This window comes from Microvirga arsenatis, assembly GCF_009910705.1.
In the GTDB taxonomy this organism is placed as follows: domain Bacteria; phylum Pseudomonadota; class Alphaproteobacteria; order Rhizobiales; family Beijerinckiaceae; genus Microvirga; species Microvirga arsenatis.
This window is the reverse complement of the sequence record NZ_JAAAXJ010000003.1, coordinates 160,801-183,833: the sequence shown is the minus strand read 5'-3', so window position 1 is coordinate 183,833 and position 23,033 is coordinate 160,801. Positions and strand designations below refer to the sequence as shown.

38 protein-coding genes and 1 pseudogene are annotated in these 23,033 nt (G+C 61.3%); 14 read left to right on the top strand and 25 right to left on the bottom strand.

What is annotated here, in order from left to right; genetic code table 11:
- Window positions 1-22: 22 nt before the first annotated feature.
- The 13 genes from GR303_RS07085 to GR303_RS07025 form a co-directional block, all read right to left on the bottom strand.
- Window positions 23-427, bottom strand: coding sequence for a DUF3168 domain-containing protein (locus GR303_RS07085; RefSeq protein WP_161726007.1), 405 nt, complete (start codon window positions 425-427; stop codon window positions 23-25).
- Window positions 424-933 carry an HK97-gp10 family putative phage morphogenesis protein gene (locus GR303_RS07080; protein WP_161726006.1) on the bottom strand — a complete coding sequence of 170 codons (510 nt, stop codon included), beginning with the start codon at window positions 931-933 and terminating at the stop codon, window positions 424-426. The genes GR303_RS07085 and GR303_RS07080 overlap by 4 nt, the downstream gene beginning before the upstream one ends.
- Window positions 930-1,268, bottom strand: a complete 339-nt coding sequence (locus GR303_RS07075) for a phage head closure protein (RefSeq protein WP_161726005.1) — start codon at window positions 1,266-1,268, stop codon at window positions 930-932. The genes GR303_RS07080 and GR303_RS07075 overlap by 4 nt, the downstream gene beginning before the upstream one ends.
- Window positions 1,268-1,456 carry a hypothetical protein gene (locus tag GR303_RS07070; protein ID WP_161726003.1) on the bottom strand — a complete coding sequence of 63 codons (189 nt, stop codon included), beginning with the start codon at window positions 1,454-1,456 and terminating at the stop codon, window positions 1,268-1,270. Before GR303_RS07070 ends, GR303_RS07075 begins: the two co-directional genes overlap by 1 nt.
- 1 nt (window position 1,457) lies before the next feature.
- Window positions 1,458-1,820, bottom strand: a complete 363-nt coding sequence (locus tag GR303_RS07065) for a hypothetical protein (protein WP_161726002.1) — start codon at window positions 1,818-1,820, stop codon at window positions 1,458-1,460.
- Between the two features lie 2 nt (window positions 1,821-1,822).
- Window positions 1,823-2,383: a head-tail connector protein gene (locus GR303_RS07060; protein WP_161726000.1), complete on the bottom strand. Its 561-nt coding sequence runs from the start codon at window positions 2,381-2,383 to the stop codon at window positions 1,823-1,825.
- Window positions 2,384-2,386: 3 nt separating this feature from the next.
- Window positions 2,387-2,602: a hypothetical protein gene (locus tag GR303_RS07055; protein ID WP_161725999.1), complete on the bottom strand. Its 216-nt coding sequence runs from the start codon at window positions 2,600-2,602 to the stop codon at window positions 2,387-2,389.
- 65 nt (window positions 2,603-2,667) lie between these two features.
- A complete protein-coding gene (locus tag GR303_RS07050) occupies window positions 2,668-3,861 on the bottom strand; it encodes a phage major capsid protein (protein WP_161725998.1) in 1,194 nt (397 codons plus the stop codon).
- A gap of 32 nt (window positions 3,862-3,893) precedes the next feature.
- Entirely contained in the window at window positions 3,894-4,571 is a 678-nt protein-coding gene (locus tag GR303_RS07045; RefSeq protein WP_161725997.1) for an HK97 family phage prohead protease, read from the bottom strand.
- Between the two features lie 11 nt (window positions 4,572-4,582).
- Complete coding sequence (locus GR303_RS07040; protein ID WP_161725995.1) at window positions 4,583-5,335, bottom strand: hypothetical protein; 753 nt, start codon at window positions 5,333-5,335, stop codon at window positions 4,583-4,585.
- 65 nt (window positions 5,336-5,400) lie between these two features.
- A complete protein-coding gene (locus GR303_RS07035) occupies window positions 5,401-6,654 on the bottom strand; it encodes a phage portal protein (RefSeq protein WP_246205793.1) in 1,254 nt (417 codons plus the stop codon).
- Between the two features lie 23 nt (window positions 6,655-6,677).
- Window positions 6,678-8,537 carry a terminase large subunit gene (locus GR303_RS07030; protein ID WP_161725992.1) on the bottom strand — a complete coding sequence of 620 codons (1,860 nt, stop codon included), beginning with the start codon at window positions 8,535-8,537 and terminating at the stop codon, window positions 6,678-6,680.
- Window positions 8,509-8,904, bottom strand: a complete 396-nt coding sequence (locus GR303_RS07025) for a hypothetical protein (protein ID WP_161725991.1) — start codon at window positions 8,902-8,904, stop codon at window positions 8,509-8,511. The genes GR303_RS07030 and GR303_RS07025 overlap by 29 nt, the downstream gene beginning before the upstream one ends.
- Window positions 8,905-9,675: 771 nt before the next feature.
- Here GR303_RS07025 and GR303_RS07020 point away from each other — a divergent pair.
- Window positions 9,676-9,894 (top strand): hypothetical protein, encoded by a 219-nt coding sequence (locus tag GR303_RS07020; RefSeq protein WP_161725989.1) that lies wholly within the window; start codon window positions 9,676-9,678, stop codon window positions 9,892-9,894.
- 158 nt (window positions 9,895-10,052) lie between these two features.
- Here the strand turns inward: GR303_RS07020 and GR303_RS07015 are convergent, their stop codons facing one another.
- The 11 genes and pseudogenes from GR303_RS07015 to GR303_RS06970 form a co-directional block, all read right to left on the bottom strand.
- Window positions 10,053-10,667: a transcription termination/antitermination NusG family protein gene (locus GR303_RS07015; protein ID WP_161725987.1), complete on the bottom strand. Its 615-nt coding sequence runs from the start codon at window positions 10,665-10,667 to the stop codon at window positions 10,053-10,055.
- Between the two features lie 108 nt (window positions 10,668-10,775).
- A complete protein-coding gene (locus GR303_RS07010; protein ID WP_161725985.1) occupies window positions 10,776-10,952 on the bottom strand; it encodes a hypothetical protein in 177 nt (58 codons plus the stop codon).
- A 33-nt stretch (window positions 10,953-10,985) separates the two neighbouring features.
- Window positions 10,986-11,090: pseudogene (locus GR303_RS25395) on the bottom strand (NrdR family transcriptional regulator); the annotation flags it as partial.
- Window positions 11,087-11,944, bottom strand: a complete 858-nt coding sequence (locus GR303_RS07005; RefSeq protein ID WP_161725983.1) for a YdaU family protein — start codon at window positions 11,942-11,944, stop codon at window positions 11,087-11,089. The gene GR303_RS07005 and the pseudogene GR303_RS25395, both read right to left, overlap by 4 nt.
- Before the next feature lie 2 nt (window positions 11,945-11,946).
- Window positions 11,947-13,359 (bottom strand): replicative DNA helicase, encoded by a 1,413-nt coding sequence (locus GR303_RS07000; RefSeq protein WP_161725981.1) that lies wholly within the window; start codon window positions 13,357-13,359, stop codon window positions 11,947-11,949.
- Window positions 13,360-13,361: 2 nt separating this feature from the next.
- Window positions 13,362-13,592, bottom strand: coding sequence for a hypothetical protein (locus tag GR303_RS06995; protein ID WP_161725980.1), 231 nt, complete (start codon window positions 13,590-13,592; stop codon window positions 13,362-13,364).
- Window positions 13,589-13,831 (bottom strand): hypothetical protein, encoded by a 243-nt coding sequence (locus tag GR303_RS06990; protein ID WP_210254024.1) that lies wholly within the window; start codon window positions 13,829-13,831, stop codon window positions 13,589-13,591. The genes GR303_RS06995 and GR303_RS06990 overlap by 4 nt, the downstream gene beginning before the upstream one ends.
- A gap of 44 nt (window positions 13,832-13,875) precedes the next feature.
- A complete protein-coding gene (locus GR303_RS06985; RefSeq protein ID WP_161725976.1) occupies window positions 13,876-14,445 on the bottom strand; it encodes an MT-A70 family methyltransferase in 570 nt (189 codons plus the stop codon).
- Window positions 14,445-14,789 (bottom strand): DUF1064 domain-containing protein, encoded by a 345-nt coding sequence (locus GR303_RS06980; protein ID WP_161725974.1) that lies wholly within the window; start codon window positions 14,787-14,789, stop codon window positions 14,445-14,447. Before GR303_RS06980 ends, GR303_RS06985 begins: the two co-directional genes overlap by 1 nt.
- A gap of 2 nt (window positions 14,790-14,791) precedes the next feature.
- Complete coding sequence (locus tag GR303_RS06975) at window positions 14,792-15,076, bottom strand: GapR family DNA-binding domain-containing protein (RefSeq protein WP_161725973.1); 285 nt, start codon at window positions 15,074-15,076, stop codon at window positions 14,792-14,794.
- Window positions 15,073-15,576 carry a hypothetical protein gene (locus GR303_RS06970; RefSeq protein WP_161725972.1) on the bottom strand — a complete coding sequence of 168 codons (504 nt, stop codon included), beginning with the start codon at window positions 15,574-15,576 and terminating at the stop codon, window positions 15,073-15,075. The genes GR303_RS06975 and GR303_RS06970 overlap by 4 nt, the downstream gene beginning before the upstream one ends.
- A gap of 771 nt (window positions 15,577-16,347) precedes the next feature.
- Here GR303_RS06970 and GR303_RS25290 point away from each other — a divergent pair.
- Window positions 16,348-16,965 carry a S24 family peptidase gene (locus GR303_RS25290; protein ID WP_161725968.1) on the top strand — a complete coding sequence of 206 codons (618 nt, stop codon included), beginning with the start codon at window positions 16,348-16,350 and terminating at the stop codon, window positions 16,963-16,965.
- 8 nt (window positions 16,966-16,973) lie between these two features.
- Here GR303_RS25290 and GR303_RS06960 read toward each other — a convergent pair whose 3' ends face one another.
- On the bottom strand, window positions 16,974-17,900 hold the full coding sequence (locus GR303_RS06960; protein ID WP_161725967.1) for a hypothetical protein: 927 nt from the start codon (window positions 17,898-17,900) through the stop codon (window positions 16,974-16,976).
- A gap of 315 nt (window positions 17,901-18,215) precedes the next feature.
- On the opposite strand from GR303_RS06960, the gene GR303_RS06955 reads away from it, so the two are divergent.
- The 12 genes from GR303_RS06955 (at window position 18,216) to GR303_RS06905 (ending at window position 22,950) form a co-directional block, all read left to right on the top strand.
- Window positions 18,216-18,620, top strand: a complete 405-nt coding sequence (locus tag GR303_RS06955; protein WP_161725965.1) for a hypothetical protein — start codon at window positions 18,216-18,218, stop codon at window positions 18,618-18,620.
- Window positions 18,620-18,787, top strand: a complete 168-nt coding sequence (locus GR303_RS06950; protein ID WP_161725964.1) for a hypothetical protein — start codon at window positions 18,620-18,622, stop codon at window positions 18,785-18,787. The genes GR303_RS06955 and GR303_RS06950 overlap by 1 nt, the downstream gene beginning before the upstream one ends.
- Window positions 18,788-18,789: 2 nt before the next feature.
- Entirely contained in the window at window positions 18,790-19,035 is a 246-nt protein-coding gene (locus tag GR303_RS06945; RefSeq protein WP_161725962.1) for a hypothetical protein, read from the top strand.
- Window positions 19,035-19,163: a hypothetical protein gene (locus GR303_RS25120; RefSeq protein WP_281351545.1), complete on the top strand. Its 129-nt coding sequence runs from the start codon at window positions 19,035-19,037 to the stop codon at window positions 19,161-19,163. Before GR303_RS06945 ends, GR303_RS25120 begins: the two co-directional genes overlap by 1 nt.
- On the top strand, window positions 19,160-19,303 hold the full coding sequence (locus tag GR303_RS06940) for a hypothetical protein (RefSeq protein ID WP_161725961.1): 144 nt from the start codon (window positions 19,160-19,162) through the stop codon (window positions 19,301-19,303). The genes GR303_RS25120 and GR303_RS06940 overlap by 4 nt, the downstream gene beginning before the upstream one ends.
- Window positions 19,303-19,560 carry a hypothetical protein gene (locus GR303_RS06935; protein WP_161725959.1) on the top strand — a complete coding sequence of 86 codons (258 nt, stop codon included), beginning with the start codon at window positions 19,303-19,305 and terminating at the stop codon, window positions 19,558-19,560. Before GR303_RS06940 ends, GR303_RS06935 begins: the two co-directional genes overlap by 1 nt.
- Before the next feature lie 4 nt (window positions 19,561-19,564).
- Window positions 19,565-20,071, top strand: coding sequence for a siphovirus Gp157 family protein (locus GR303_RS25115; protein WP_161725957.1), 507 nt, complete (start codon window positions 19,565-19,567; stop codon window positions 20,069-20,071).
- Complete coding sequence (locus GR303_RS06925; RefSeq protein WP_161725955.1) at window positions 20,071-20,730, top strand: trna delta -isopentenylpyrophosphate transferase; 660 nt, start codon at window positions 20,071-20,073, stop codon at window positions 20,728-20,730. The genes GR303_RS25115 and GR303_RS06925 overlap by 1 nt, the downstream gene beginning before the upstream one ends.
- Window position 20,731: 1 nt before the next feature.
- The gene (locus GR303_RS06920) at window positions 20,732-21,247 is read left to right on the top strand and encodes a hypothetical protein (RefSeq protein WP_161725954.1); all 516 of its coding nucleotides are present in this window, start codon (window positions 20,732-20,734) and stop codon (window positions 21,245-21,247) included.
- Window positions 21,247-21,654, top strand: coding sequence for an HNH endonuclease (locus tag GR303_RS06915; RefSeq protein ID WP_161725952.1), 408 nt, complete (start codon window positions 21,247-21,249; stop codon window positions 21,652-21,654). The genes GR303_RS06920 and GR303_RS06915 overlap by 1 nt, the downstream gene beginning before the upstream one ends.
- Window positions 21,651-21,908 carry a hypothetical protein gene (locus GR303_RS06910; protein WP_161725951.1) on the top strand — a complete coding sequence of 86 codons (258 nt, stop codon included), beginning with the start codon at window positions 21,651-21,653 and terminating at the stop codon, window positions 21,906-21,908. Before GR303_RS06915 ends, GR303_RS06910 begins: the two co-directional genes overlap by 4 nt.
- A 220-nt stretch (window positions 21,909-22,128) precedes the next feature.
- The gene (locus tag GR303_RS06905) at window positions 22,129-22,950 is read left to right on the top strand and encodes a hypothetical protein (protein ID WP_161725949.1); all 822 of its coding nucleotides are present in this window, start codon (window positions 22,129-22,131) and stop codon (window positions 22,948-22,950) included.
- Window positions 22,951-23,033 lie beyond the last annotated feature (83 nt).

Here is a 23,033-nt window from a genome sequence, read left to right as displayed (position 1 = left end):
CGCAGATATCTCCTGGCTGGGTTTAGACGCGCTCGATGAGCGCCCGGAAGCTGATGCGAGCGCGGGTCAGCAGCCCGTCGCCACCGTCCCCGATCTGGGTGTCACGGTGGCGAAGTTCGACAAGCGCGTAAGGCTCATCGAGAGGAATGTCCTGCTCATGCAGCGCATCGCGAACGAGGCTCGCAATCTGGGACGCCTGAACCTTGCCTGGGGTGTCGGACCAGACATCGACATCCCCATAGACCTCCCAGGCATCCCCGCACGACGTGCTGTCGTCGATCTCCTGGAACTGCCGCAGATGGACGTAAGGCAGGGTTTCGCCCGCATTCACCCGGTCTAGCACTCGGCTTCCGACGAGGGCCTGCAGGGGAGCGGTGCTGCGCAGCGTGGTGTTGATGCCCTTCTGCAGGGCAAGAGCCGCGCTCATTCGGAGGCAACCTTCTTGATAGCCTGTTTCGTGGCGCGGGTGATACGGCCTTTGACGCGCCGGCGCAGCGCCCGGTAGGCAGGATAGAAGAAGGGCCTGGGCTTCGCACCAGGGTGCGAGACGCTCTCGATCATGCGGCCATAGACGTTCAGGAGCCCGCCCGGGCGCTTGGGCCGGATCTCGTGCGGCGCCGTGCCGAACTCGACCAGGCGGGCGTACCAAGCCTTGTCATCGCCGGCCACTATGTGCACGGTCAGGTCCGGATCGTTCCCTTCTGCCGCACTCGCGCTCATCCCACGGACATTCGCGTTCTCCGGGGTATAGCTTCCCTTCACCGCCCGAATGGAGTTCCTCAGGTCGCCGCTCTGCTTTGGCGCAAGCTGCTTCTGCAGCGACACGATGTCATTCGCTCCAGCCTCGATCGCAGAGGCGATATCCTTGCGGATCGCCTGCGGAATGGCCGCCATCTTCTTGAGTAGCCGCTCCCGGCCGCCGATCTTGCTCATGCCGAGCCTCCTGCGGTGCACATCATGGTGATGTACTCGCGCCGGCGCTCCATGTCGGCAGCCGTCTGGATGTTGTAGGTCGTCCCGCTCCGGGCATCGACAGCCCGCCATTCGGGCGTGATGGTCGCCGTCTGCGAGTCGTAGCGCACGAGGATAAGCGCCGGTTGCGTGCCCTGAAGCCGAGACGCGATGACCTGTTCCGAACCCTTCAAGGGCCGGATCTCGGCAGCCCGCTCGAATTGGGGCGTCCAATCCGAGACGGTGTTGCCATAGCCGTCATCGGCCTCCGCCCGCTTCTCGAAGCGGATACGGTCGCGCAGGGCACCTGCAGACATCAGCCCTTGGCCTTCGCCTTGGCTTCGGTCTGAGCCGGGGCAGCCTCCCCCTCAAGCACCCCGGCTGCTTTCGCTGCCTCGTAGTGGGCTTCCGGGATCAGGCCCTCAAAGCCCTTCTTGTAGGCGACCTCTTTGCCGAAGCTGACGCGGTAGTCGTAATCCTTCGCGAACTTTGCCTTTTGTGCCATGTCAGGCTCCTCTGCTGATGGTGCGAGCAACCTCAAGGAGCGGCACGCCTGTGGCATTGGCGAACCGCTGGATCGCCAGCACGGCCGCTTCCTCGAGGTAGTGGATCTCTGTTGCCGGGGCTCCGCTTGCCACATCCCGGAGCGTCGGGGAGCAAGGCAGGCCGAGCCAGTAAGCGAGAAGGGAATGGGTCAGATCGTGGTCGCGGTTCATGGCAACTGCGTCCCGGTAGCCGAGACTCCTGGCGGTATCCGCCTGTCCGGGCTGTTCGGCATGATGGGCGTGGACTTCCTTGCCGTCCGCAAAGCGCGTGACGGTATAGCCGTCGTGCGTGGTGACGGCGACGGAGCCGAGGTGGACCGGCATGATCAGACCCCGAATACCCGATAGGGAGCGAGCAGGTACTTGATCGCCGGATCCTCGGTGAGGTTCTCGGGCACCATCTCACCGCGGCTTGCGAAGAGTTGGCCAATCATCAGGAGGATGGCCTGCCTGATCGGCTCGGGAACGCTCTCGTAGCCGGCCCGATAGCGGATTGTCACCGCCTCGGGGCCATAACGCAGCGAAGGCCAGGACGCGCCACCGGTAAGCCGGATGCCGCCCTGCCCACCGATCCCGAAGGCCCGGTAATTGGCCGGGGCATAGGTCTGCTCGGCCCCATCCGTGTCGATGTACTTGACCGATACCACCTCGATCAACGGGGGCTTCGGCAGGCGAATGTCGAAGCCCCAACAGATATCGTCCGAGCCGATGCGGTAATCCCAGGTCGTGGCTCCAAGAGTCCGCTCCAGCCGCTCCGAGACAGCCGTCGTCGCGGCCCCGATGAGGGCCGTGATATAGGCGTCATCGTCCGTATGCTCGACGCGAAGGTGGTGCTTCGCATCTGCCAGAGAGACGACCGGAGTGGATGGAGTGACTGGGATCAGCACGGATTAAGCCTTGGCCTTGGAGGCGCCTGCCGACTTGTTGGCGACGGCGGGAGCAGCCTTGTTCGCGACTTTCGGGACAGCCTTTTCGCCTCCATCCGTCGCAGCGCGCACGGCGCCCCTAGCCTTGAGCCGGTCGAAGTCGGCTTGGCTGAACTCGCGTTCGGTGCCTTCCGGATCGCCGTCGAGGGGTTTGGTGAGGATAGCTTTGATCGTGGCCATGTGGGGTCTCCTCTCAGTTCATAGAGAGGGCAGCGTGAGCCGCCCTCCTTGATGAACCGAACGGGTTACGCAACGCGGCCGAGGTCGCCGTAGACGAGGGCCTCTTCGCGATAGATGGCAAGGGCGAGTCGCTCTTCCGCGCGGATCGTGACCTTGTTCTTCACGAAGTTGTCCTGATCTTCGGTAGACACCTCTACCGTCGCGTCCTGACGGTCGAAGATCTGCGCTGCGAGGTCGAATGCGCCGACGAGGAACTTGTCCACGCCCATCGCCTGGGTCGGCACCACCGGCAGGCCCCAGAGTGTCGGATTAAGCGTGCCCTGCGGGTTGCCGATGAGATAGCGGCCATCGCCATCCTTCATCATTTCGATGAAAGCCCAATCGATCGGGTTCAAGACGATGCCGTTCGGCGGGTACTCGGCAAGCGCCACCTGAAGCATTCCCAGGCGCACCGTGTCGATCATCTGCCCTGCGGTGAGCCCGCCGGGAGCCGCGAACGGCGTCGCTACCGTCACAAGGCCTTCGAGGTTCTGGCCGGTGCCGCTGCCATTGAGAAGCTGGTTCTCTTCGACATAGGCAAGACCATACCGGAGGCGGTTGTCGATCATCGAGCGGAGGCCGGGGGCATCCGCAAGGATCTGGACCGAAGCACGCATCCAGTGTGCGATCGTGCGAACCGGGGCGGTCGCCTCCTCGTACTGGATTTCGGATTGGGGCTTCAGAGCACCTTCAGCGACCGGAGCCGCATTGTTGGTGAAGCCCTTTTCCTTGTCGTACTCGATCGAGTTCGACCCGGTGTTGCCCTGAGCGAGCAGCGCGCGGATCGTCAAGCGCCGGCGCGGCAGCTCGACAGGGGCCGCCCGGTCCGGGCGCACAAGAGTGCCCACGGAACCGGGGGCATCGGTCGTAAGAGACGTAATGTCCTTGACCTCGACGATATGACGGCCGCGCGGGCGGGTCTGACCGGCGAACGCCTTGAAGCCTTCGTCCTCGACGAACCGCTGTCCGGCAGTGCGCTCGCTGTCGCTCTGCTCGCGGCGGCGAGCAAGCTTCTGCTCCATCTCGTCCAAGCGGGCCTTAGCCTCGTTCATACCGAGGATGGCTTGGTCAGCAAGCTCCTTTGCCGTGGCTGCCATCGGCACGCCTTTCTCGGCTTCAGCGAGCGCCTTCTCGGCAATCTCCTTCACCTTGTCGTGCTTGGTTTCGAATTCGCGCTTGACCTCTGCGGCCAGTTCCGCCGCAGTCTTGTGTTCCGACATGGGAACCTCCTGATTTTGGTTGATGCTGGGCGTCAGCCCTTAAGGGCGCGCAAGAACGCGAGCCCTTCGTCAGCCGCTTCGGCAGGTTCCCCCTGCCCCTTCAGGTGGAGGCGTGCGGCGCGCTCCGCCTGCGAGTTGGAGAGTCCTGCGGCGTGCCGCATGAACAGCTCAAACTCTCTTTCAGTCAGCCGGTCCCCGGCTGCCAGTTTGCTCTTAATCTGGTGTATGGCCTCGGCCTTCACGCCATCGACTAGGGCGTTTCGGTTGGCGGGCCAATTGACCACCGATACTTCGCGAAGGTCGATTTCCTTCAGATAGTAGACGCCCTTACGCTCGGGGTCCGGCTCGATGCCACCCGAGGGGATCACGTAGCCAATAGAAAGGCCATTTACGCGGCGTTTCTTCAAGGCGCGATGAACCCGCGCGCCTTCTGGGTCGTCAAGGTCGAGTTGGCCTTTGACGCGTAGTCCCTTCTCGTCCTCTACCATCTCGATCCAATCGCCGATGGGGAGTTCGTCCGCTTTGTGCCCGAAGAGCATGGAGGGCATGGACTTTTCGGCGGTGTACCGTGCCAAGGTCTTCTTGAATGCGCCGGGAAGAACAATGTCCCCGTAGGCATCCGGCTCGCCGAAGACCGTGCTGGCGTAGCCCACAAAAGTGCCGTCCTGCTCCACCTCCTCAGTGGAGAAGCCGAAAGACTTCTTGAACATTGAGAGTTCTCCTAGACCAAGAAGAGGCGCTGTGCCTTTTTCTTGATGTTCTGCTCCGCCCATAAGGGTTGCAGATTGGTCAGTGCCCATGCCGCCCGAAAATCCGGGTGCTCTGCGCTATCGAAACTGAATGAGGCGAGCGGCAGACGATGATCTAAGTGCCAATCGCCCATATTGTGCCAGCCCATGCCGGGAAGGAACTGCCGCTCTAGATGAGCTTTCAACTCCTCAACGCTATAGCCGACCAATTCAGACCACGAGCGCCCGCCCTTGCCAGATTTGAGGGTCTTGTGAATGCCTGCACGAACGCGAGCATTCAGCCTTACCTCTGGGGTCGCACTCTCGGCCTTCTGGCGGCAGGATCGGCAGCAAAACACCTGCCGTTTAGCCTTCACCGGGAACCCGCCCCCGCAATGACGGCAGGTGCGATGCTCCCCGGATATGCTCGTCGCTGTCGGATTCCTCAGATAGTAGTGCTCAGACGGTCCTGCTTCGCGGGCTTCCGCCCTGCACGGATCACAGTAGCGCACCCATGCCTTGGTTGTGACGAACTCCGTCGAGCAGCCGCAGCATTTCCTTTGCTTCTGCACCGACCTATCGCGCGGGTTCGCCGCATCATACTTTCGAGCCGAGGCCAACCGCGCCTGTTTGGCGCATGCCTCACAGAACTTCTTTGTCCGTCGAATGCCTTGGATTGAAGCGGCGCAACCCTCGCAAACGAAGTTGCGGAGCGCCCTCGGCGCGTCTAAAACAGTGTCAGCCATTGTCGATGTTCCTGCATCGTGATGGTCAGGCCCGGCTTGGTGTTCCTGCACCTTGTCGGGCCGCTTTATTCTTCTACCACCCCTTGGGCTTGCCGTGAATCGCTGATCGCGTCTTTCAACGGGATGTCCTGCATCTGCACTGTCACCACATCGCCGCCCTCAATCGGCGGCAGGTTTTCGAGGGCCCGGCACTCGTTGCGGGTCGCAATTCCCATCCGGATGGCCCGCTCATAGGCGTTGTACCGGCTCTCCGTGTCGCCGCGCAGCAGCCCCTCGAAGTTGAACTCGATCGTGATCCCTTGAATCCGCCGCTCGGCCAGGGGCACAAGCTGTTTCAGGAGGGCCTGTTCGATACGCTTCAGGCGCTTGCGGAGGGTGAACTTCTGGAAGCCGAGCACGTCGACTTCCTTGCCCGTTCCCCAATTCGAAGACTTGTCCCCAAAACCCACCATGGCGGGGGGCACCCCAAACAGACGGCAGATTTGCTCGCCACTGAACTTGCGGCTCTCCAACATCTGAGCGTCCTGGGGGTTGATGGAGAGCTGGGTCCACTTCATTCCGTTGTCGAGCAGCATGGGGCGCCCGTTGCGCAGTGCACCGACATACTTTTCTTGGAGCAGCTTCTCGAGCTGTTCGCGCTGCTCCTTCGTCAGGGCAACCGTATCAGACGTGCTCAGGATACCGCTTGGGTTCACCCCGTTCTGGAACATCGCTCCAGCGGCCGTCTCGGCCGCGATAGCATCCTCGAATACACTCCGACAGGCGGAGAGCGTCGAGACGCCCGAGAGAGCGTCACCCATCGCCCCGCGGATATGGAGCACCTGCTCGCCAGACTTCACGACGCGACGGCCGTCTTCTGTCCACTCGTATTCGAGGCCGCCATTGTCCAGGCGGCGCACCCGCACCAGATCAGGCCGGATCGGGTGCAGGGCATTCAGGGCCCCATCCGAGCGCCGCTCGATCAGGGCGTAGGCGTTGCCTTGCAACTCGATGGCCGCCGCCATGAACTCCCAGAAGTCTACGGCCGTCTGGTCATAGTTCGGGCTGTCGTGCAGCACGAAATAGAGCGGGTGATCCCGGGCGACGCGACGGATGCCATTCGCATCCGTCCTGTAGACCATGAGCGGCAGCGAGGCGATAGTGCCGGCGATGAGCTGCACACAAGCCCAGGTGGCAGATAGGCCAATAGCTGCCGAACCACTTGCCAGGCGAAGGTCGCGATAGTCCGCAAGCGTGACCTGATTGGTGACGAAGTTGTTACCGTTCTCGGTCGAAGCGAGCCCGGATCGCCACGGCTCAATGTCCTTCTTGCCGGTCATCCGGAGCGCTCGTTTTAGCCAGTTCATGCGTAGCTCGCGATCCAGGCATCGAGGTCCATACCAGCAGCGCCTTCGTAAGAAGCGGCCGCACCCACGGCCATGCAGAGGGCAACGGCGCAGTCAATCTTGTTCACGGCTCGCTCCTTCGCGAGCCAACGATTGCCCCAGCGGTCCTCATCCGTCACCGCGCTCATCATGGCGGAGATCAGAACCGGGTTCTTCTTCAGCCGGATACGGCCTTCCAGAATGGCGTCTTCCAGCTCCCGAACCGACCCGGGCATCCAGAGGCCTTCCGGTTCGCGATCCGCCGCCTCAGCCGCGGTTCTCATCGCCTCGTTGGGCTTGCCCTTCTTCGTGCCGCCCTGCGGGTGCTCCACGAACTCGACATCGATGCCAAGAGCGGCGCATTCCGGTTCGAAGCCACGGCGGAAGGCATAGCGGTCATAGGCCACACACTCGACCTTGAAGTCATGGGCGTATTCGGCCAATGCCTGCGCAACGTGGTCGTACCGGATGCTCTCACCCTTCGGGGCGTGGATGTGCCCCGCCTCAGCCCACTGCCGGTACGGCGCCTTGTCTCTCAAGGAACGGGCGTCCATGGTATCGCCAGGGGTCCAAGCCTCGATCCAGGCGTCATAGGTCGGCTTGCGAACCGTCTGCCTCTGACCGTTGCGTTCGGACGTGATCTCAACCTCTCCTGTCTTCACAACAGCGGCCAAAGCCGTGATGTCCCGGTTCTGGGACAGGTCGCAGCCGATCCAGACTGGCTTGCCGTGATGTTCCTTCGGATCGAAATCAGCAATGGCAGGCTCAAGGGCGGCTCGTGTCATCCAGGCCGTATCTGCATCCGTCCACTGGCAGAAGTGCAAGCGGAGGATGCCGTTCAACTTGCTCGGCATGGCCTTGGCCTGAGCGACGACGCCAGCCAAGTACTCCTCTGTGATCGTCACTCCCAGCAGTGGATTGGCCTTGATCCAGCAGGACGGATCGTTCAGGGGATCATCCCCAGGATCGAGAGCGCACACATAGGAGAACGTGCTGTCGTCCAGAACCTCTCCCAGGTAGTGGGCATCGTCGTCCTTGGCGTCGATGTTACCCGCCGCCACCCTTACCGCATGCTCGTGCTCGGCCCAGCAGATCGAATTCCGGTCGGACCCGCTGTTCGTGATCATCAACAGGAGCGGTTGCCGGCGAAACTTGAAGCCGCGCTCCAGGATCTCGATTATACCGCCATCGGCATGCTCGTGCACTTCGTCCACGAGGGCGAAGTGCGGGCGCGGCCCGGAACCTGTTTTCTTCGTCTCCCTTGAAACAGGCCTGAAGAACGACCCTTTGGGCAGATACGCCAGGTTATACTCCCGGCCCGGCCCTCCGCTGCGCTTCAGCCGCCTGTCGAGGTCGGGCGATTTGTCGACCATCTTGACGGCATCGCGGAACAAGATGCCAGCCTGCTCCTTGGTCGCGCCTGCGGAGTAGATCTCGGCACCAGCCTCTCCATCAGCCGTCAGGCCATAGAGCCCGATGCCCCCCGCGAGTGGTGACTTCCCGTTCCCCTTGCCCTGCTCGATGTAGGCCCTGCGGAACCGGCGCCGCCCGTCCAGTTTCTTCCAGCCGAACAGCGAGCCGATGATGAAATCCTGTGCTGGCTGCGACCGAAACGGCTTGCCTTCGAACTGCCCCTCGCTGAGCCGAAGCTTCTCCTCAAAAAACCGGAGGGCCTTGGCTGCGGCGGACTCATCGAAAACGATGTCATCCCGCTTAAGGTCGTCCAGATGACGGCGGCAGGCATTCCGAACGTGGGGCCCCGCAATGATATCGCCCCTGGCGACGGCCTCTGCATAGAGGGTAGCGCGGTCAGTCGTCGAAGAACTCGTCCTTGTCATCTTTCTCGATGTCGCCGCGGTTCCGCTCGTCGGTCAGACCGAGCTCGCTCATGTAGGCCCGCATCTGCCCATGCTTCGAAGCCGGGAAACTGGTCGGAGCGAACCGGAACTCCTGCCACAGCTCGCAGAACGCGATTGCTGCCGGCTCCCGCGAGGCATCAAGCCACGACGCCGGTTCGATGTATCTCTTCCATGCCGCCAGAGCCTCGCCCTTCAGGTGCTTGGGTCTGGTCAGCTTACCGAAACTCTGGATAGATGCCTCTGCCGCCTCCTTGACCTTGCCTTCATCACCGTGCCGCGTGGTCCGGTGAGTGCCGTCAATGATACGAAGATGCGCTGGTTTCGGCTTGGCTCCACGAGCCGCCATAATTCAAACCTCAGAACATTAATCTGGCTTTGTGAGAAGTTTTGGTGGGGCGCCGGTGCATGGGCGAGCGGCCCTAAGGTTTTGACTACCCCCCCCCGCGTGCTCAGAGGGGCCACCCATCCTCACCTACAGCCTGGAACCGGCCTCGCTCCTCTCGCTGCTTGTCCCTGTTGTGATGGGGGTCGCAGAGGCTTTGGAGTTCGCCTTCCCAGAACAGGATCGGATCGCCTCGATGGGGAATGACGTGATCGGCTACTTTGGCCGGGGTGATCCTGCCCTCTGCCTTGCACTTGCGGCAAAGGGGTTCGACCCTGAGCTGGTTCTTGGCCCTCTTGCGCCATCGGGCTGTCCAGTACCAGCGGCGCCAGGGCTTCTCCTCAGTGCGCTTGGCATCGTGCTCTCTCTGCCTTGCTCTGTGATCCAGGGGCTTGGGCATTCAGGGCAGGATCTTGCCAATGCTCAGGGCAAAGATCAGGAGGATGCCCCAGGAAAGCACTCGGAACGGGGCCATGCTCTCTGCCTTGCTTTGAGATCGGGAGGACGGGGCATTCAGCGAGACGAAGCCATGCCCGCAAGGAAAATGACAATGATGAGGACGGTGATCAGCGTGGCGATGTCCATGCCCTACCTCAACAGCCCCAGCCTCTCAGCGATGCTCTCTTCCACGTAGAGGTTGGGGCTGATCTCGATCATGAGACAGCCGTCGTCTCGGATGTAGGATTTGCGTTTATCTGCCATTAGGTTGAGGGCGTGTTCAGAACGGAGAACAATGTGTTTGCGTGGTTCTGCAGAGCAATCGGGCTTGCCCTCGCCCTAGCGATCGTCATCCCTGACTATAAGAAGACAGGAGATCTCATCACGGCCATCGTATGGCTCTGCTTCTTTTTGGTAGCCTTTGAATTGCTGTATTGGCTTAGCAAGCTGGAGAGCCTTGGCGCATCTGCGATGATGGAGAAGATAAAAGCCTTTTTCGGCCTGAAGCCCCGGTGAGGGAGCCCCGCGCGATCATCTCGCCGGGGCTGATTTCTTGCAGGCTTCGCACTCTGAGGGACAGCGGCCGTGGCTCCATCCCTCTCACGCGGTCGTAGCTCAAAGCCCAATCGGGCGAGCACACTGCACCACAAGAATATGTGAAGGTATAACTAGCATCAGGCAGCTAGGGTTTCAAGCTTCTCGAAGACGTTTGTCAACAAGAGCTTCTCCCCTTCCACGAGACCGGAATGGATCGCCGGGAAATGTCCGAGCACTTCACCCTTATACCACAGGGCTGCCACGAGAGGCGGCCTGATCCGGTCGGCAAACCTTTGGAGCTGCTTGACCCCGAACGGCCCCATGACGCGGTAGAACGGACGCTCCTGCACCATGCGAGCGTCGCAGACGAGTTCCCTGCCCTCCTGGTCGATCACCGTGAACGGCTGATCCCCAGCCACGATCCTATCGTGATAGGCCCAGAGCTCCTCGTGGCCGCACTTGTCGGGCGTAACGCCAACGAACAGGTATCCCGCAGCCGGCCTCTTGCCGACTTCGTACACCCTGCCCCGCCGGCGCACCATGTCCGTGTCGACGGGCCGGTAGGTCGTGAACCCGGCCTGCTCCAACCCTCTCTGGACCTTCACCTCGGTCTTGGCGTTCACGCGGACCACGTACCACTTCCGGCTCTCGTCAATGACGACCTTGAGCCGCTCCAGGCGGATGAAATGCGAGGGCGTTACCTTCGGGGTTTCGAGGTAGCGGCGGTGTTTCTTGCGGCGGTTCTTAGCCATGTGCGGGGGCTCTCACTGGTTAAGGGTTAGCGGGGATCGGCAGACAGGGCGAAGCGGGGGGAGTTCGTCATGCTGCTGCCTTTCGTTCGATGCGGGGTGCGGGATGGGTCATGCGACACCCCATTGCTGATAGATCTCCCTGACGGGCCTCCCCAGCGCCTGAGCGGCCTCGCGCGCCTTTCTGCGGAGGCTGGAGCGCTTGCGGTTCTGCCGGTACCATTCGGGGTCCGCTTCCACCTTCTTCCGCCAGGCCTCGGTGCTGGCGCCCTTGCGGCGCGGTTTCATGGTTGTCGGGACCTCGCGGCTCTCAAACGTCGGGAAGCGCTCCCCGCATGCCTCGCACTGGCGAACGCGCTTCACGACGTGCGGCTTGGGATGCCGACTGTCGACGACGCGGGTCTCTCCTCCACACCTGCAGATCATGCGGCGGCCCTTCCGTAGCCATGGGCCGCCAGGATGTGGGTCGGGATCGAGCAAGCTGGATCGTCAGGCGGCATGCTCCACTTGCCGTAGGACCAGTGCCGAGTCCGCTTGTAGCCCTCAATGGCGCGGCTCCAAACCTCATCGGTGAACACGTTGTCTTGCTTGGGCTGCGCAGGCTTCCGGTCGCGCTCGACAGCCGCCATGATCTGCGGAACCACGTTCTCCCAGGAGAACAGCTTGCGGCCGGCGGCGTGGGCGTTCTTCGCCTCCTCGTGGATGACCGGCAGAACGTGCTTCTCGAAATCGGCTCCGGCTTCCAGGCATTCGAAGATCGGTTGAAGCTTCATCGAAATGCGGATTGGCCAATCAACCCCAGGCGGCAATTCAGCCAGCATGCGGGCTTGCATGTTCGCGGGCACGCGCCCGCGCTCTTCCGTAGGAAGTATAGGTGTAGGTGTAGGTGCTTTCGGTTTGCTTTTCTCCTGAGAACCATTTGCTTTCTCTGGTTCTTGGTTTTTCAATGACTTAGGGCGACCGCCTTGCTTTCCGGCGTTGCGTCTCTTCTCAACTTTTTCTTCAACGAATTGACGCTCGCGAGAGAGCCTCGACTGAAACCAGCGACCGTTCTCAAGCCTCCAAAACGCCATCACGGCAGCCTTCAACGAGGCCCACTTCTTCGGTGTGACACCGAGCATGCGGGACAGCTTCATGTCGTCATCCGGCAGCCCGCAATCGGGGGACCGCCAGGCGAACATGAGGAGCCGCAGGTACGCGCCATGCTCCTCGTTGGTCAGGTGGGCCGTGTCGGCAATGTAGGCGTCGGTGAAGAGGGGGAGTGAGGGATACTGGCTCATGATCAATACTCGCTGAGCTCGGAGACGGCGTTGCAGTTGATGGCGCAGAAGAGGCGAGCGCGGCCGGTCGGGCCTTGACGCTGCTTGAGGATCTCGATCTCGATCACATCCCGGCTGGCTTCCAGCTTGGCGAGGTCTTCAGGGGTCGGGTTGGCCTTGTGCTCGAGATAGTAGGCTTCTCGGTAGAGCCCCATGACCATATCGGCATCCTGCTCAGTCGAGCCGGAATCACGGAGGTCGGACAGAACCGGGCGTTTGTCCTCGCGCTTCTCCGTTTCACGAGAGAGCTGCGACAGGACCAGGACGGCAGCGTTGAGTTCCTTAGCGAGGACCTTGATGGCTCCAGTGATCTCCGTCAGCTCCTGCACACGGTTGCCGGAATAGCGTCCTGTGGCTTTGATCAGACCGAGGTGGTCAATCACAACGACGGACAGGGGAATGCCCTTGCGCTCCATAGACGCGCGGGCCTGCCGGGCGCGGGCCGCGATTTGTGAGATGGTGAGCCCCGGCTGCTGCTCGATGACCAGCGGGAGCTTGCTGAGGCGCTTCTGGGTCTCCTGGAGAGCCCAGATATCTTCGTCACTCAGGTCCTTGCCCTTGGCAATCTCACGGTAGCTGATCGGGTTCTTATCCCGCGGCGAGAAGGCTGCGGCGGCAAGAGCCCGCTCACCGAGCTCTTGCGCGACCATCTCGAGCGACACGAAGTAGACGCCATGCCCCGCCTTGGCGGCATTGAGAGCCAAGGCAACACCAACTGTCGTCTTGCCCATCCCAGGGCGGCCGGCGAGTACGATCATTTGGCCCGGGCGCATGCCAAGGGTCATTCGGTCAAGGCTTGGAATGCCATAAGGCGCCCCCCGTTCAAGACGGCCTTCCCGGGCCGCCACGGCAGCATCAATGGCCTGCTGGGAGGCCGATCCGAGGGTGACACGCTTCAGGCTTTCGTGGGTGCCGGAGGTGGCAACCAGATCGAGTTCCTCGATCATCTGCGCGGCATAGCGGGAGGGATCCTGCACGGCGCCAGAGGTCATGGCCGCCACGCCGTCACGGCAGGCTGCCAGAAGCTTGCGCATCATGGCAGCATGGCGAATAGCCCTAGCATAGTCCGGAGCATTCGAGACCGTCGTCGCGTGGGCATAGAGCCGCGCCAGGTATTCTCCGACCGTGATCCCCCCGAGGTCCTGATCCCCAATAGCAATGCGAACGAGCCGCCCGTCGATGTTCTCGCCAGCATCCCGGCGCTCGCACATTGTGCGGAAGATCGTGGCGTTTACCTGCTCGTGAAAGTCATCGGCCTCGACGATACCGCGCACGCGGTCGATCACGTCGGTGTTGTGGAGAATGGCCCCGAGAAGACCTTGCTCGGCAGAGAGGGCGTGTGGCTGTTCGATGTAATCGACAGTCTCTGGGCGCATGGTCAGCCTGCTCGCCTCTGGAGGCTCTTGACCTCCCCTGCCCGGTCCAGCGACTCGCGTTGATCTCCGCTCATGAAAAGATCGAGCCACCGGCGCCATGCCTTGCCAGCCGCAATCCCATCCTCGACAGAGAGAGTGGCTTCCGCCTGCATGCGGGCGGCACAGTATTGAGCCCAGGTCTCCTCAATCCGCCGCTCTCGCAGGGCTTCGAGGTCAATGACGCGCTCGGTCATGCCGCGCTCCGTTGGCTGCCGCCGTAGTTGCTCTCACGGCGGACGGGTTCGTTCAGGAGGTGAAGGCGATCCAAGCGACCGGCCATGTAGCCGAGGCAGGCAGCAATCCGGCGCAGGCGCTTGGCCCTGTTTTCTAAGGCTGTCATAATCTCAGGCTTGGCACCCAATTGTTTCAGCGCACTCAACGACTGCTCTGACTCTTCCGCGATGCGCTCAAGGAGCATGGCGTCGGCTTCCATGGCTTCGAAACCGGACAAAGCCTCTGTGGGATATGGAAAGCGCCTCATGCTGCTGCCTCGTCGAACTTGGAGGCCTCATCGCCCCAGGTGTCCCATCCAGACCGCTTTTGACGGCTAAATAGTTCCAAGCGCCGTGCGGTCGGCATCAGCGCCTCGGCGGCGGCGAAAGCCTCGTCAGGCTTGCGGGAGTGCTCACGAAGGGGGCCTTCGATCACCGTACGCACGTTTCTGGCGGTCTCAGGATCGCCATTGGTGGCAAGCAGGAAGGGCTCAGACGCGCACCGGAGGCGGTAACCGGTGCCAAAGGCTAGCCCGCCATTGACGGTGCGCTTCACCCAGACGCCGGATGTGACGAACCGTAATCCCCAGGCGGCGATGACTTCCAACTGCTGTGGGAGCATCGGATGGGTTGCCCAGAGCCAAAGCACGCAGTCACGGCTCGCGAGATGGCCGACGGGGAGCGCCTTGATCTCGTCAAGCGTCATCGTCGAATAATGCGACTCGGGGCTTTTGTGCTTCTTGCCGGCGAGGCTCCACGTGTCGAAGCGCCACGGCGGGTCAGCCATGATCAGGTCATATGAGAAAGGGCGCAGGTCACCGAAGGGCCAAGTCATCAGAACTCCTCTACCTTCCACCCGCCGCCCTCTTTCTTCGGAAGCACTTGGGCTGCGATGAACCGGAAGGGATAGAGATCAGCGGCGACCTTGATCTTCACGCGGGCGTCGTCGGTCCAGAAGCCCTTGACCTCGTGCATTTCGAGGGTGCCGTCCGTGAGCATCACGGCGAAATCGACGGTCAGGAAGGTATTGTCAGCCAGCCGGAGCTTGAAAGCTTCGAACTTGTACCAGGCGACCTCACCCGCGATGCGGCGGAGCTCAAGGTGCGCAGCATAGGCCTCCTCGGTCTTGTTCATCTGACCGGTCTTGAGGCGACCAAGAGCGCGAGTGGAGAACTTCATGCTCAGCCCTCACGCGTACGCGCGGGCGCATGCGCATGCGAGGCTTCCTCGTAAGCCTGCAGATACAGGTCGCGGATGGCCTCACGCTCGGAGAGCTTCTCCGGGTCCTTCTGCAGCTTGCGGATGCGGGCGATGGCGTCACCCAAAGCCGTCTTGTCGAAGCCCATAGCCTTGGCCTCGGCATAGATGCTCTTGATGTCCTCCTTGATCTGGTCCTCTTCCGCTTTCAGGTTGAGGATCCGATCCATGAAGGATGTGACTGGTTCGGTGTTGGCGCCGTCGCTCATGCCGCACCGCCCGTCTTGCGCATCGGTACCGGAGCATTCAGGTCGCGCTTTGCGTCACGTCGAAACTCCGCGATCTCGATCTGCAGCTGCGCGGCGAGAGCCTCGAGCTGAACCAGCTCCACGGCATCGATGCCGTCCCTGCGGGCTTCCTGGAGCTTAACCATCAGGGCGCAGGCGGCGCGGGTCAGGTCGGTGGCATGCTCGTCGTAGTCCGCCTCCTGCTTGAGGGAGCGGTCACGCGGGACAAGATCGCAGTCGTGAAGATCCGCAAGGATGCGGGTGACGATGGGAGCGTTCGCCTTCGCCTCCAGATCCGCGATCACATCCACCGGAGCGTTGGTGGTCTCGTGCGGGCTGCCGTAGCGGGAGAGACGGGCCGGATCCACGCGGGTGATCTCGGCTGCCGCCTTCGGCCCCCCAACGTCCGGGTGCTTGATGAGCTCGTCTTGCGCCTTCTTCAGGCGGTCGTAGTCGATGCGGGCGAGATAGCGAGAGTTCATGCCACGTTCTCAGGAATATTTGCAGTGACGGTGGACAGGCGGGATGCGACAACAGCAGCCGTGGAAGCGGGGGCTGAAACAAAAGCGCGGGCGGCAGCGGGGCAAGGGAGTGTGCCGCCCGCGCTCCTCACATCGGCAGTTCCGGAGGCGGTGCCGATGGAAGGGAAAAGAAGGGCACGAACCGACGAAGCCAGATGGGCAGGCCGGCCCGTGCAGGTGCCATCAGCCAGGGAGGACACGCTGATGGAGGGAACGACGGGGAAAGGGGGCATCAGGCGGCCTCGCTCTGGGAGGGCGCCGGACGCGGAACATCAGAGGGCCATTCAGCGCCTTCCGGCCAGTTGGCAGAGAGCCATTCCATCACGCGGTCAAAAGTTCTGACCGTAAATCCCTGCCCTTCTGAGATCCGGGCAAAGAACGTGTTGTCGTTGAGCGCGCGCTTTCCGAGGGTTGCGGGCGTGACCCCCGTGGCCTCCTCGAACAAGGCGGCGCATTCAAAAAGGTGGGCGCGAAGTGTCTCTTCCATGCGGACAATATGAACGGAAAATTCCGTACATGCAACGGGAAATTTCCGTATCGCCACGCTTTTCGGAAAAGCGGATAATTCCGCCTATGCGACCACACAGCCCTGAACGACTCCGAGCCAACCTTTCCGCCCTGATTGACTCAAGGGGGATCGATCCGACCAATTTGGCGAGGAAGATTGGCCGCGGGCCGGACTACCTTCGCGACTTCCTTAAGGGGCGTAAAAAATCCCTAGGAGCTGCCGAGGTGACGGCGCTCGAGGAGGAGTTCGCTTTGAAGCCGGGATCGCTGTTCAAGTTTGAAATTGGGGAAGAGGACACTATCCGCAGGGTTCCGGTTGGCGAGGAGTTCGAGCCGGATCCGGAGTTCATCGAGGATCGCACGGCCCATGCGGTGGAAATCCGCATCCAGCGGGGAGACTTGAAGCCGGGAGAGGTGCCGGAACGGAATGTTGTAGCGGGGCTTGGCGAGGGCGGCCTCGCGCCTGGCGTGATGGTCGATGGGAAGGTTCTGGATGGAGTGCGGGCGGTGTGGCGGCTGCCGGTCGACTATTTGCACACCGAGCTGCGAGCCCGAGAGGCAGAAGTCGACTTCATCCCAGTCGACGGTGATTCGATGATACCGACTTTGCTGCCGGGGGATCGAGTCATGATCAACCGTGCTCAGACGGCACCCTCTCCTGACGGCCTGTTCGCCATCTTCGATGGCATCGGAATAGCGGTGAAGCGGCTAGAGGTCGTGAAGGGCAGCAATCCGGTCAAGATACGAATTAAGTCGGACAACCCGGCACATGGAACCGATGAAATTCTTGCCGAGGATCTGCAGGTAATCGGCCGCGTCGTCTGCAAAGTAACGAGGCTTTAGTTACCTTCTCACAGCCTGAGCGTTTCTGGGGGCCTATAAGGTCGGTGCTCTATGACCTTCAGGATCTCGTACTGAGATTTGAAGCCTCCGTCTGTGCGAACGGCAGTCTCTCTCACTTGGCATACCAAGAGATCTCCCTTTGCGAAGCGAGCAACTCCCGTGTCGATACGATCTAAGAAGTCCTCGTCCAAAATTGTGACGTTTCGAGCACCTTGCCCGTCATGAAGCTTCCATTTGTTGCCCGCTTTAAACGACAACGTAACTATCGAAAACACCTTGTTGTAAATAGAGGTGAATTCAGACTCAGAAGCTTCCGCGCTCAAGAAATGAACGCGCTCCGACTTATCAACTACTACTTGCTCACTTGCCTCGCTGGAGAACTTAACAATATCGATGCCGTCCTTCTCGAGAGGGGTCGCGATAGCCTTTTCGATCCCTGAGCGAACGATTGGATCGCGCGCAGCTTCAAGAACACCAGGGCCAACAATTATTTCAACATTCTCAATTGTAACTCTCGCCGCCCCGTTCGGTAGCGCTTCCTGCTTTTCTATTGGGCGACCTTTGCGCCACTTGAGAAACTTAACGACGCCTGCAGTTGCTGCGCCCGCAACTGTTCCTCCCATCAAGAGAGTTTCTACGACGGCCTTTGCGGTCTGTACGTCGTCTGTTTGGTAGAACTGCTTTATTATGGTCCATGCAAGACCAACGTCACCGTTCGTTACGGCGCTCATCAGGACCTCAAATGATCCTGTCTTCGTCGTACGAACTTTAAGGCTCACGTCCGCGTCAGGACCAAGCACGATCTTGCCCGTTGCCTTCACAGCTTGACCGAGGGCCAACAGAGCAGGAGCTAGATCGGTGACGTCGATCTCGCCGTCACGGACAGCTGGCCCGTCATAAGTCAGACTAAAGTAAGCTTGGGTCATCGTGGCCATGGCATAACCGGCAAGCCTTGCTGTGTCATTAAGATCTTAGCCTAAGAAAAGTGTCGTGATTGGCACTTGAGAGTTATTCTACTCTGTGGATTGCGGGGAACAAAACAAAAACATTTCTTCCGTATGCAACGGAAGGAAATTTCCGTTTTGAGGTTGACATACGGATTTTTCCGTGCAGACTTTGTCCATCCACTTCCACATGGATGGCCCACATGCCCCTCCTCCGCACCTTCCTCACCAACCTCGTTGAACTCTGCTGCCTCGGGATCTTTGCCGTGAGCATTGCCATGCTCTCGATTGGGATGGGGGCGTGAGATGGCGAGGAAGCTTTCCCTTATCAGAGATGATGTTTTTCAGATCATGACGAATAAGGGGCCTCAGACGGTGACGGGCCATCGCTACGGGGCTCTTGCTGTTCATGAAGCTTACGGCGGCGATGGGTACGTCATTACTCACATCCCGAGCGGCCTGAATTTCAACAGTGCTTACGGCTGGTTCTTGGACGAAGAGAAGGCCGTAGCAGCGATGTTAAAGGTCGCTGAGGTCACTGAATGGGAGAACCTCAAGCAAGAGGATACCCCGAAGTACGGACCTATTTGCCGGGATATTCTTCATGCCGCTGGTGGGCAGCATCCCGGTACGCGCTCGCCTATGCCAGAGGGCTACCGTTGGCAGCCTATCAATGGCTATCCAGGCTCGGCACCGACGGAGGCTGCATAATGCGCCAGCGCACCATCGGCTTTTCTGGCGCCATCCGCGACATGAAGAACGCCCGTCGCGTCGAGCTCACTCCCGAACAGCGCAAAGCCGCCATTGAGAAGCGGGCGAAGGAAGCCATCGAGGCTGCCAACAAGCGCCGTCGCTACTTCTCGAAGATCGGAGGCTGATCATGGCCGAAGTCATCCCGTTCCCGCTTGCTCCGTCCTTCCGCTGCCGTCTGGTTCACAGCGCGGACGTCGAGCAAATCCAGCAGATCCTTCGCGACACGTTGAAAGAATGCCCCGCCTGCAAAGGGCGCGGATCGTTCCTGCACAAGATCAGCGGCAGCCGGTTCGGCGTCTCTTCCTGCCCCTGCGGCGGCGATGACGAGAACCGCATTGATCTGGACGGACCTGATTATCCGGGAGCCGCGTGATGTCCTTCAACTCTCCCCGCTGCAAGGCCTTTTCGGAGAAGGTTGAGAACGCTCTCTGGATGCTCATCGGAGCCGTCGTCTTCGGCCTCTGGTGCTTCTCCCTCTTCAAGATCGTGGAGGCGCTATGAAGCGCGTTCCGGTCACTCCCCGCTATCGCGGCCCCATCACCCGCTACACCGAGAAGCGCCGCATCGACGTGATCGCGGAACTCTCCAAGCACTGCGGATGGGGCAAGCCCATCGTGAAGCTCCCGAAGGACAAGCACTGATGCCGAACTTCGATCACATCGCCTTCGGCGTCGCCGCCAGCCGGATCAAGATGGATGCCGACAAGCTGTCCAGGGCCGTTCACCTTGCACTCGTCTACGCCAAGGACACGGCACGAGGAGCCGGCCAAGCCGATTTCGACCTGCTCCATGCCGCCGCGTGCCTGGAGCTTGCCGCCCGGGATTGCCGCCTCCTGCATGCCAAGGTGCAGCAGCTCCGCGCCGATCAGAACAACCCTGCCCTCATTGCCGCGGAGTGAAGCCGTGAACGCCCAAGCCACGTTTTCTCAAGAGATCGCCACCGCCGCCTTTGTCGTCCAGGCGCTGAAGGATGCCGGGATCACGCCGGATGACCCCGATTTCGAACAGCTTGTCGAGAGCGAATGCGATGCTCTGGAACGGCTGCGCCGAATGCTCCGCGCCGCCCGCTGGGCCGAGGGGCAGGCCAAGGCCGCCAAGGACATCGAGGCGGAATTGAAGGAGCGCCGCCAGCGTTTCGAGAGCAAAGCCGAGACCCTCCGCGCCATCGTCAAGCAGGCGATGCAGACCCTTGGGTTGCCGAAGATCGAGGCTCCGGATCTGACCGCCTCCCTCACAAGCACCCGTCCCAGCGTGGTGATTGAGGACGAGGAGGCCATTCCGTCTCAGCTCTGCAAGATCGTCCGGACCCCGGACAAGGCGGCCATCAAGGCAGCTCTTGAGCAGGGCGAGGTTGTCCCTGGCGCGTCCCTATCCGCTCCGTCCCAGACACTCAGAGTGAGCCCCCGCTAATGAACACCACCGACAAGAAAATCTCCGAGGTGCTGGCCAAGTTCGGCGAACCCATGGCTGGAAACGTCTGGCGGGTTCAAGGAACGGCGGTGATCTATCACAAGGCGCTGGAGCGGATCGCAGCCCAAGCCAAGATCACCTTCGACGAGCCGACCATTATCCGCGCCGGGCGGGACGAGGCCGTAATCCGCGTCACCGGCCGCATGGGGGATCGTGCCGAGTGGTCGATCGGCGAGGCGCTGATCGGCGTCAACTACCGCGTCTCAGGCAAGCAGGCAGCCTACGTCTACGCCATGGCCGAGAAGCGCGCGAAGGATCGCGTGATCCTCAAGCTCATCGAGCTGCACGGCTATGTCTATTCCGAGGAAGAGGCCGACGAGTTCAAGCAAGAGCGCCCCGGCAACGTCGAGCAAGGGCAGGAACAGCGTCAGCCGGCCAATGATCGGCCGATGGACCCCGACAGCCCTGCAGGGATCGAAGCCGCCCTCAAGCAGAAGATCGACAAGTGCAAGACCATCAACGCGGTCACGGACCTGATGCTTCATGCCGACACGCAGAAGGATCTTGCCTGCCTCGCTGAGGGCATCCGCGACGGGGTTCGAGACCACGCTAAGGCGAAGCTGGTCTCTCTCGGCTGGCCTACCAAGAAGGCGCAGTGACATGACCACGGCACCGATCCTATACCAGTGGAACGGGGAAGCGATGGTTCCGCACCCGCGCTTCCGGGCCGAGTGCGACCGCTCCTTCGTGGTCGGCGAAAACTACCGCCTCGCCATCCATGAGGATCGCTCTCTCTCCAGCCATAACCACGAGTTCGCCTTCGTGGCTGAAGCCTGGGCTCAACTGCCCGAGCACCTGACGGAACAGTTCCGGACGCCGGAGCACTTGCGCAAGCGGGCCCTGATCGACGCCGGCTACTTCAACCAGCAGGAGGTCGATGCCGGGAGCCATGCCGCCGCCCTGCGGGTCGCCAACTTCCTCGCCTCCATGGACGAATACTCGGTGGTTGTCGTGCGCGGCCCGATCGTGGTTGTGCGGAAGCCCAAGAGCCAGTCCCGCCGTGCAATGGGAGCCAGGGAGTTTCAGGAGTCCAAGCAGGCCATCCTTGAGATCATCTCTGCCATGATCGGTGTTCAGCCGGAGACGCTGAACCGGAATACTGGAAGGGCGGCCTGATGGGCTACTTCATTCCAGAGGATGTCGGCACCACGATCCGCGGCGGTCTGTCCAAGACCAAGGTTCTCGCCATCTGGGAGCGCCATAAGGGCGTCTGCGTCAACTGTGGCCGGCCGATCGATGGCGCCCGCGACAAGTGGTTCTGCGAGCACATCAGAGCGCTAGAGCTCGGTGGCACGGATACGGAAGACAATCTCGGGCCGGCGCATTGGGAATGCAAGCGCGACAAGGATGCCGAGGATCACGCCAGGGCTGCTGAGGCGAAACGGGAAAAATGCGTCCATCTCGGGATCAAGGATCCTCACCGGAAGCCCTTGCCCTTCGGGCGCAACAGCAACTTCAAACGGAGGTTCGACGGGACAATCGTGGACCGCCGCACAGGCCAAGTCATCAGGGGCACTCGATGAACCAACCCATCCGCATCTGGCATATCTCCGCCTTCCCGGACGCTGAGCACACCGCCTTCCTGCAGGCCATCCATGGCGAGGAGACCATGGCGAGGGTCGATGCTCACAACGCCCGAGTCCTGAGCGCCTGGTTTGCGCATGGCCCTGCCTGCAAGCCCTTCACCCCTTCCGCTGTGCCGGCCGATCTGGCTGACCTGTCTCGCGTTCCTGCGGCCGAGCACGGCGGTTCACTTTCTGAGGAAGCTTGCGCATGACCGGCCAAAGAAAAGGGCCGCTGCGATCAGCGGCCCAAAGGTGGGACCAAGGTCCTTCCAGAGGGAACGACGCGAGCGGGAGGATACGTCGCGTCCGCCCCGAGATGGGTGCGCCAAAACGGGTTCGTTACCCTTCCAATAGCCAAGCTGGCATGCACTACACGCAAACGTCCTGCCATGCTTCCGCCAAATTTTATTACCCGCCGAAGGAAGCCCTTTCATGAGCACCACGGAAAACACGGCGAAGATGAGGGCTGAAAGCCCGAAGGATGTGAACCCTAATGTCTCACAAGGAGAGCATGCGGAGCTGGTGGGACACACGCCAGGGCCTTGGAAGTTCGAGGACTGGGACGGGTACACCCTCTGCGTCTATGCGCCGTGGAGCGACACAGTAACCCCTAACGCGAGTGGCTACGGTGATTATCGCGGCATCTACATTTGCAAGATTGAGCACCAGAACAGCAACGAATGCGTCAGCAAAGCCCAAGCTGTGGCCAACGCCCGCCTGATAGCCGCTGCTCCAACTCTACTTGCTGAGAGAGCGGCCTTCGCCGAGAGGGTGAAGGAGCTGGAGGCTGCGCGGGATGAAGCGCGAGACATCGTGGCTCTCGCCAACAACTCTGTATTCGGCTCATGGGGCTATTTCACGGAAGCTTCAGGCAAGACACTGGCCGAGGCCATTGAGGATCTGAAAGCATATGTCCGTGAGAACGCCACCCTCCGCTCAGAGAACGAGACGCTCAAGCGGGAGAGGGAGGAGTGGAGGCGTCGTTATCATACCGACGGTGTTTGCGAGATTAGCGCGGTCAACCCGAACGTCGCGTCATACATGGATCATTGGGAGCGCCGTGCTCTCGCCGCCGAAGCCCGCCTGGAGGCCATGCAAAAGGCGCTGGAGCCGTTCGCTGATGTGAGCGGCGAGGGCGACGAGGATTTTCCTGACGATACCAAGGTTATCGTCCAATTCGGTCGCACAACTCACTGCGCTCTGACCCTCGGCGATTTCCGTCGCGCCGCCCTCACAGGAGCAGGCCATGAGTAGGCTGACTGATCTTGTGCGGCAAACCCTGCAAGCCGCCCTGCCTCCAGGCGTTCCTCTGTCGTTCAGCGCTATCGTTTCGGCTG

Coding starts and splice junctions, on each gene's coding strand:
- GR303_RS07085 (WP_161726007.1), bottom strand. CDS start 427: ATGAGCGCGGCTCTTGCCCTGCAGAAGGGCATCAACACCACGCTGCGC.
- GR303_RS07080 (WP_161726006.1), bottom strand. CDS start 933: ATGAGCAAGATCGGCGGCCGGGAGCGGCTACTCAAGAAGATGGCGGCC.
- GR303_RS07075 (WP_161726005.1), bottom strand. CDS start 1,268: ATGTCTGCAGGTGCCCTGCGCGACCGTATCCGCTTCGAGAAGCGGGCG.
- GR303_RS07070 (WP_161726003.1), bottom strand. CDS start 1,456: ATGGCACAAAAGGCAAAGTTCGCGAAGGATTACGACTACCGCGTCAGC.
- GR303_RS07065 (WP_161726002.1), bottom strand. CDS start 1,820: ATGCCGGTCCACCTCGGCTCCGTCGCCGTCACCACGCACGACGGCTAT.
- GR303_RS07055 (WP_161725999.1), bottom strand. CDS start 2,602: ATGGCCACGATCAAAGCTATCCTCACCAAACCCCTCGACGGCGATCCG.
- GR303_RS07050 (WP_161725998.1), bottom strand. CDS start 3,861: ATGTCGGAACACAAGACTGCGGCGGAACTGGCCGCAGAGGTCAAGCGC.
- GR303_RS07045 (WP_161725997.1), bottom strand. CDS start 4,571: ATGTTCAAGAAGTCTTTCGGCTTCTCCACTGAGGAGGTGGAGCAGGAC.
- GR303_RS07040 (WP_161725995.1), bottom strand. CDS start 5,335: ATGGCTGACACTGTTTTAGACGCGCCGAGGGCGCTCCGCAACTTCGTT.
- GR303_RS07035 (WP_246205793.1), bottom strand. CDS start 6,654: ATGACCGGCAAGAAGGACATTGAGCCGTGGCGATCCGGGCTCGCTTCG.
- GR303_RS07030 (WP_161725992.1), bottom strand. CDS start 8,537: ATGACAAGGACGAGTTCTTCGACGACTGACCGCGCTACCCTCTATGCA.
- GR303_RS07025 (WP_161725991.1), bottom strand. CDS start 8,904: ATGGCGGCTCGTGGAGCCAAGCCGAAACCAGCGCATCTTCGTATCATT.
- GR303_RS07015 (WP_161725987.1), bottom strand. CDS start 10,667: ATGGCTAAGAACCGCCGCAAGAAACACCGCCGCTACCTCGAAACCCCG.
- GR303_RS07010 (WP_161725985.1), bottom strand. CDS start 10,952: ATGAAACCGCGCCGCAAGGGCGCCAGCACCGAGGCCTGGCGGAAGAAG.
- GR303_RS07005 (WP_161725983.1), bottom strand. CDS start 11,944: ATGAGCCAGTATCCCTCACTCCCCCTCTTCACCGACGCCTACATTGCC.
- GR303_RS07000 (WP_161725981.1), bottom strand. CDS start 13,359: ATGCGCCCAGAGACTGTCGATTACATCGAACAGCCACACGCCCTCTCT.
- GR303_RS06995 (WP_161725980.1), bottom strand. CDS start 13,592: ATGACCGAGCGCGTCATTGACCTCGAAGCCCTGCGAGAGCGGCGGATT.
- GR303_RS06990 (WP_210254024.1), bottom strand. CDS start 13,831: ATGGAAGCCGACGCCATGCTCCTTGAGCGCATCGCGGAAGAGTCAGAG.
- GR303_RS06985 (WP_161725976.1), bottom strand. CDS start 14,445: ATGACTTGGCCCTTCGGTGACCTGCGCCCTTTCTCATATGACCTGATC.
- GR303_RS06980 (WP_161725974.1), bottom strand. CDS start 14,789: ATGAAGTTCTCCACTCGCGCTCTTGGTCGCCTCAAGACCGGTCAGATG.
- GR303_RS06975 (WP_161725973.1), bottom strand. CDS start 15,076: ATGAGCGACGGCGCCAACACCGAACCAGTCACATCCTTCATGGATCGG.
- GR303_RS06970 (WP_161725972.1), bottom strand. CDS start 15,576: ATGAACTCTCGCTATCTCGCCCGCATCGACTACGACCGCCTGAAGAAG.
- GR303_RS06960 (WP_161725967.1), bottom strand. CDS start 17,900: ATGGCCACGATGACCCAAGCTTACTTTAGTCTGACTTATGACGGGCCA.
- GR303_RS06955 (WP_161725965.1), top strand. CDS start 18,216: ATGGCGAGGAAGCTTTCCCTTATCAGAGATGATGTTTTTCAGATCATG.
- GR303_RS06950 (WP_161725964.1), top strand. CDS start 18,620: ATGCGCCAGCGCACCATCGGCTTTTCTGGCGCCATCCGCGACATGAAG.
- GR303_RS06945 (WP_161725962.1), top strand. CDS start 18,790: ATGGCCGAAGTCATCCCGTTCCCGCTTGCTCCGTCCTTCCGCTGCCGT.
- GR303_RS25120 (WP_281351545.1), top strand. CDS start 19,035: ATGTCCTTCAACTCTCCCCGCTGCAAGGCCTTTTCGGAGAAGGTTGAG.
- GR303_RS06940 (WP_161725961.1), top strand. CDS start 19,160: ATGAAGCGCGTTCCGGTCACTCCCCGCTATCGCGGCCCCATCACCCGC.
- GR303_RS06935 (WP_161725959.1), top strand. CDS start 19,303: ATGCCGAACTTCGATCACATCGCCTTCGGCGTCGCCGCCAGCCGGATC.
- GR303_RS06925 (WP_161725955.1), top strand. CDS start 20,071: ATGAACACCACCGACAAGAAAATCTCCGAGGTGCTGGCCAAGTTCGGC.
- GR303_RS06920 (WP_161725954.1), top strand. CDS start 20,732: ATGACCACGGCACCGATCCTATACCAGTGGAACGGGGAAGCGATGGTT.
- GR303_RS06915 (WP_161725952.1), top strand. CDS start 21,247: ATGGGCTACTTCATTCCAGAGGATGTCGGCACCACGATCCGCGGCGGT.
- GR303_RS06910 (WP_161725951.1), top strand. CDS start 21,651: ATGAACCAACCCATCCGCATCTGGCATATCTCCGCCTTCCCGGACGCT.
- GR303_RS06905 (WP_161725949.1), top strand. CDS start 22,129: ATGAGCACCACGGAAAACACGGCGAAGATGAGGGCTGAAAGCCCGAAG.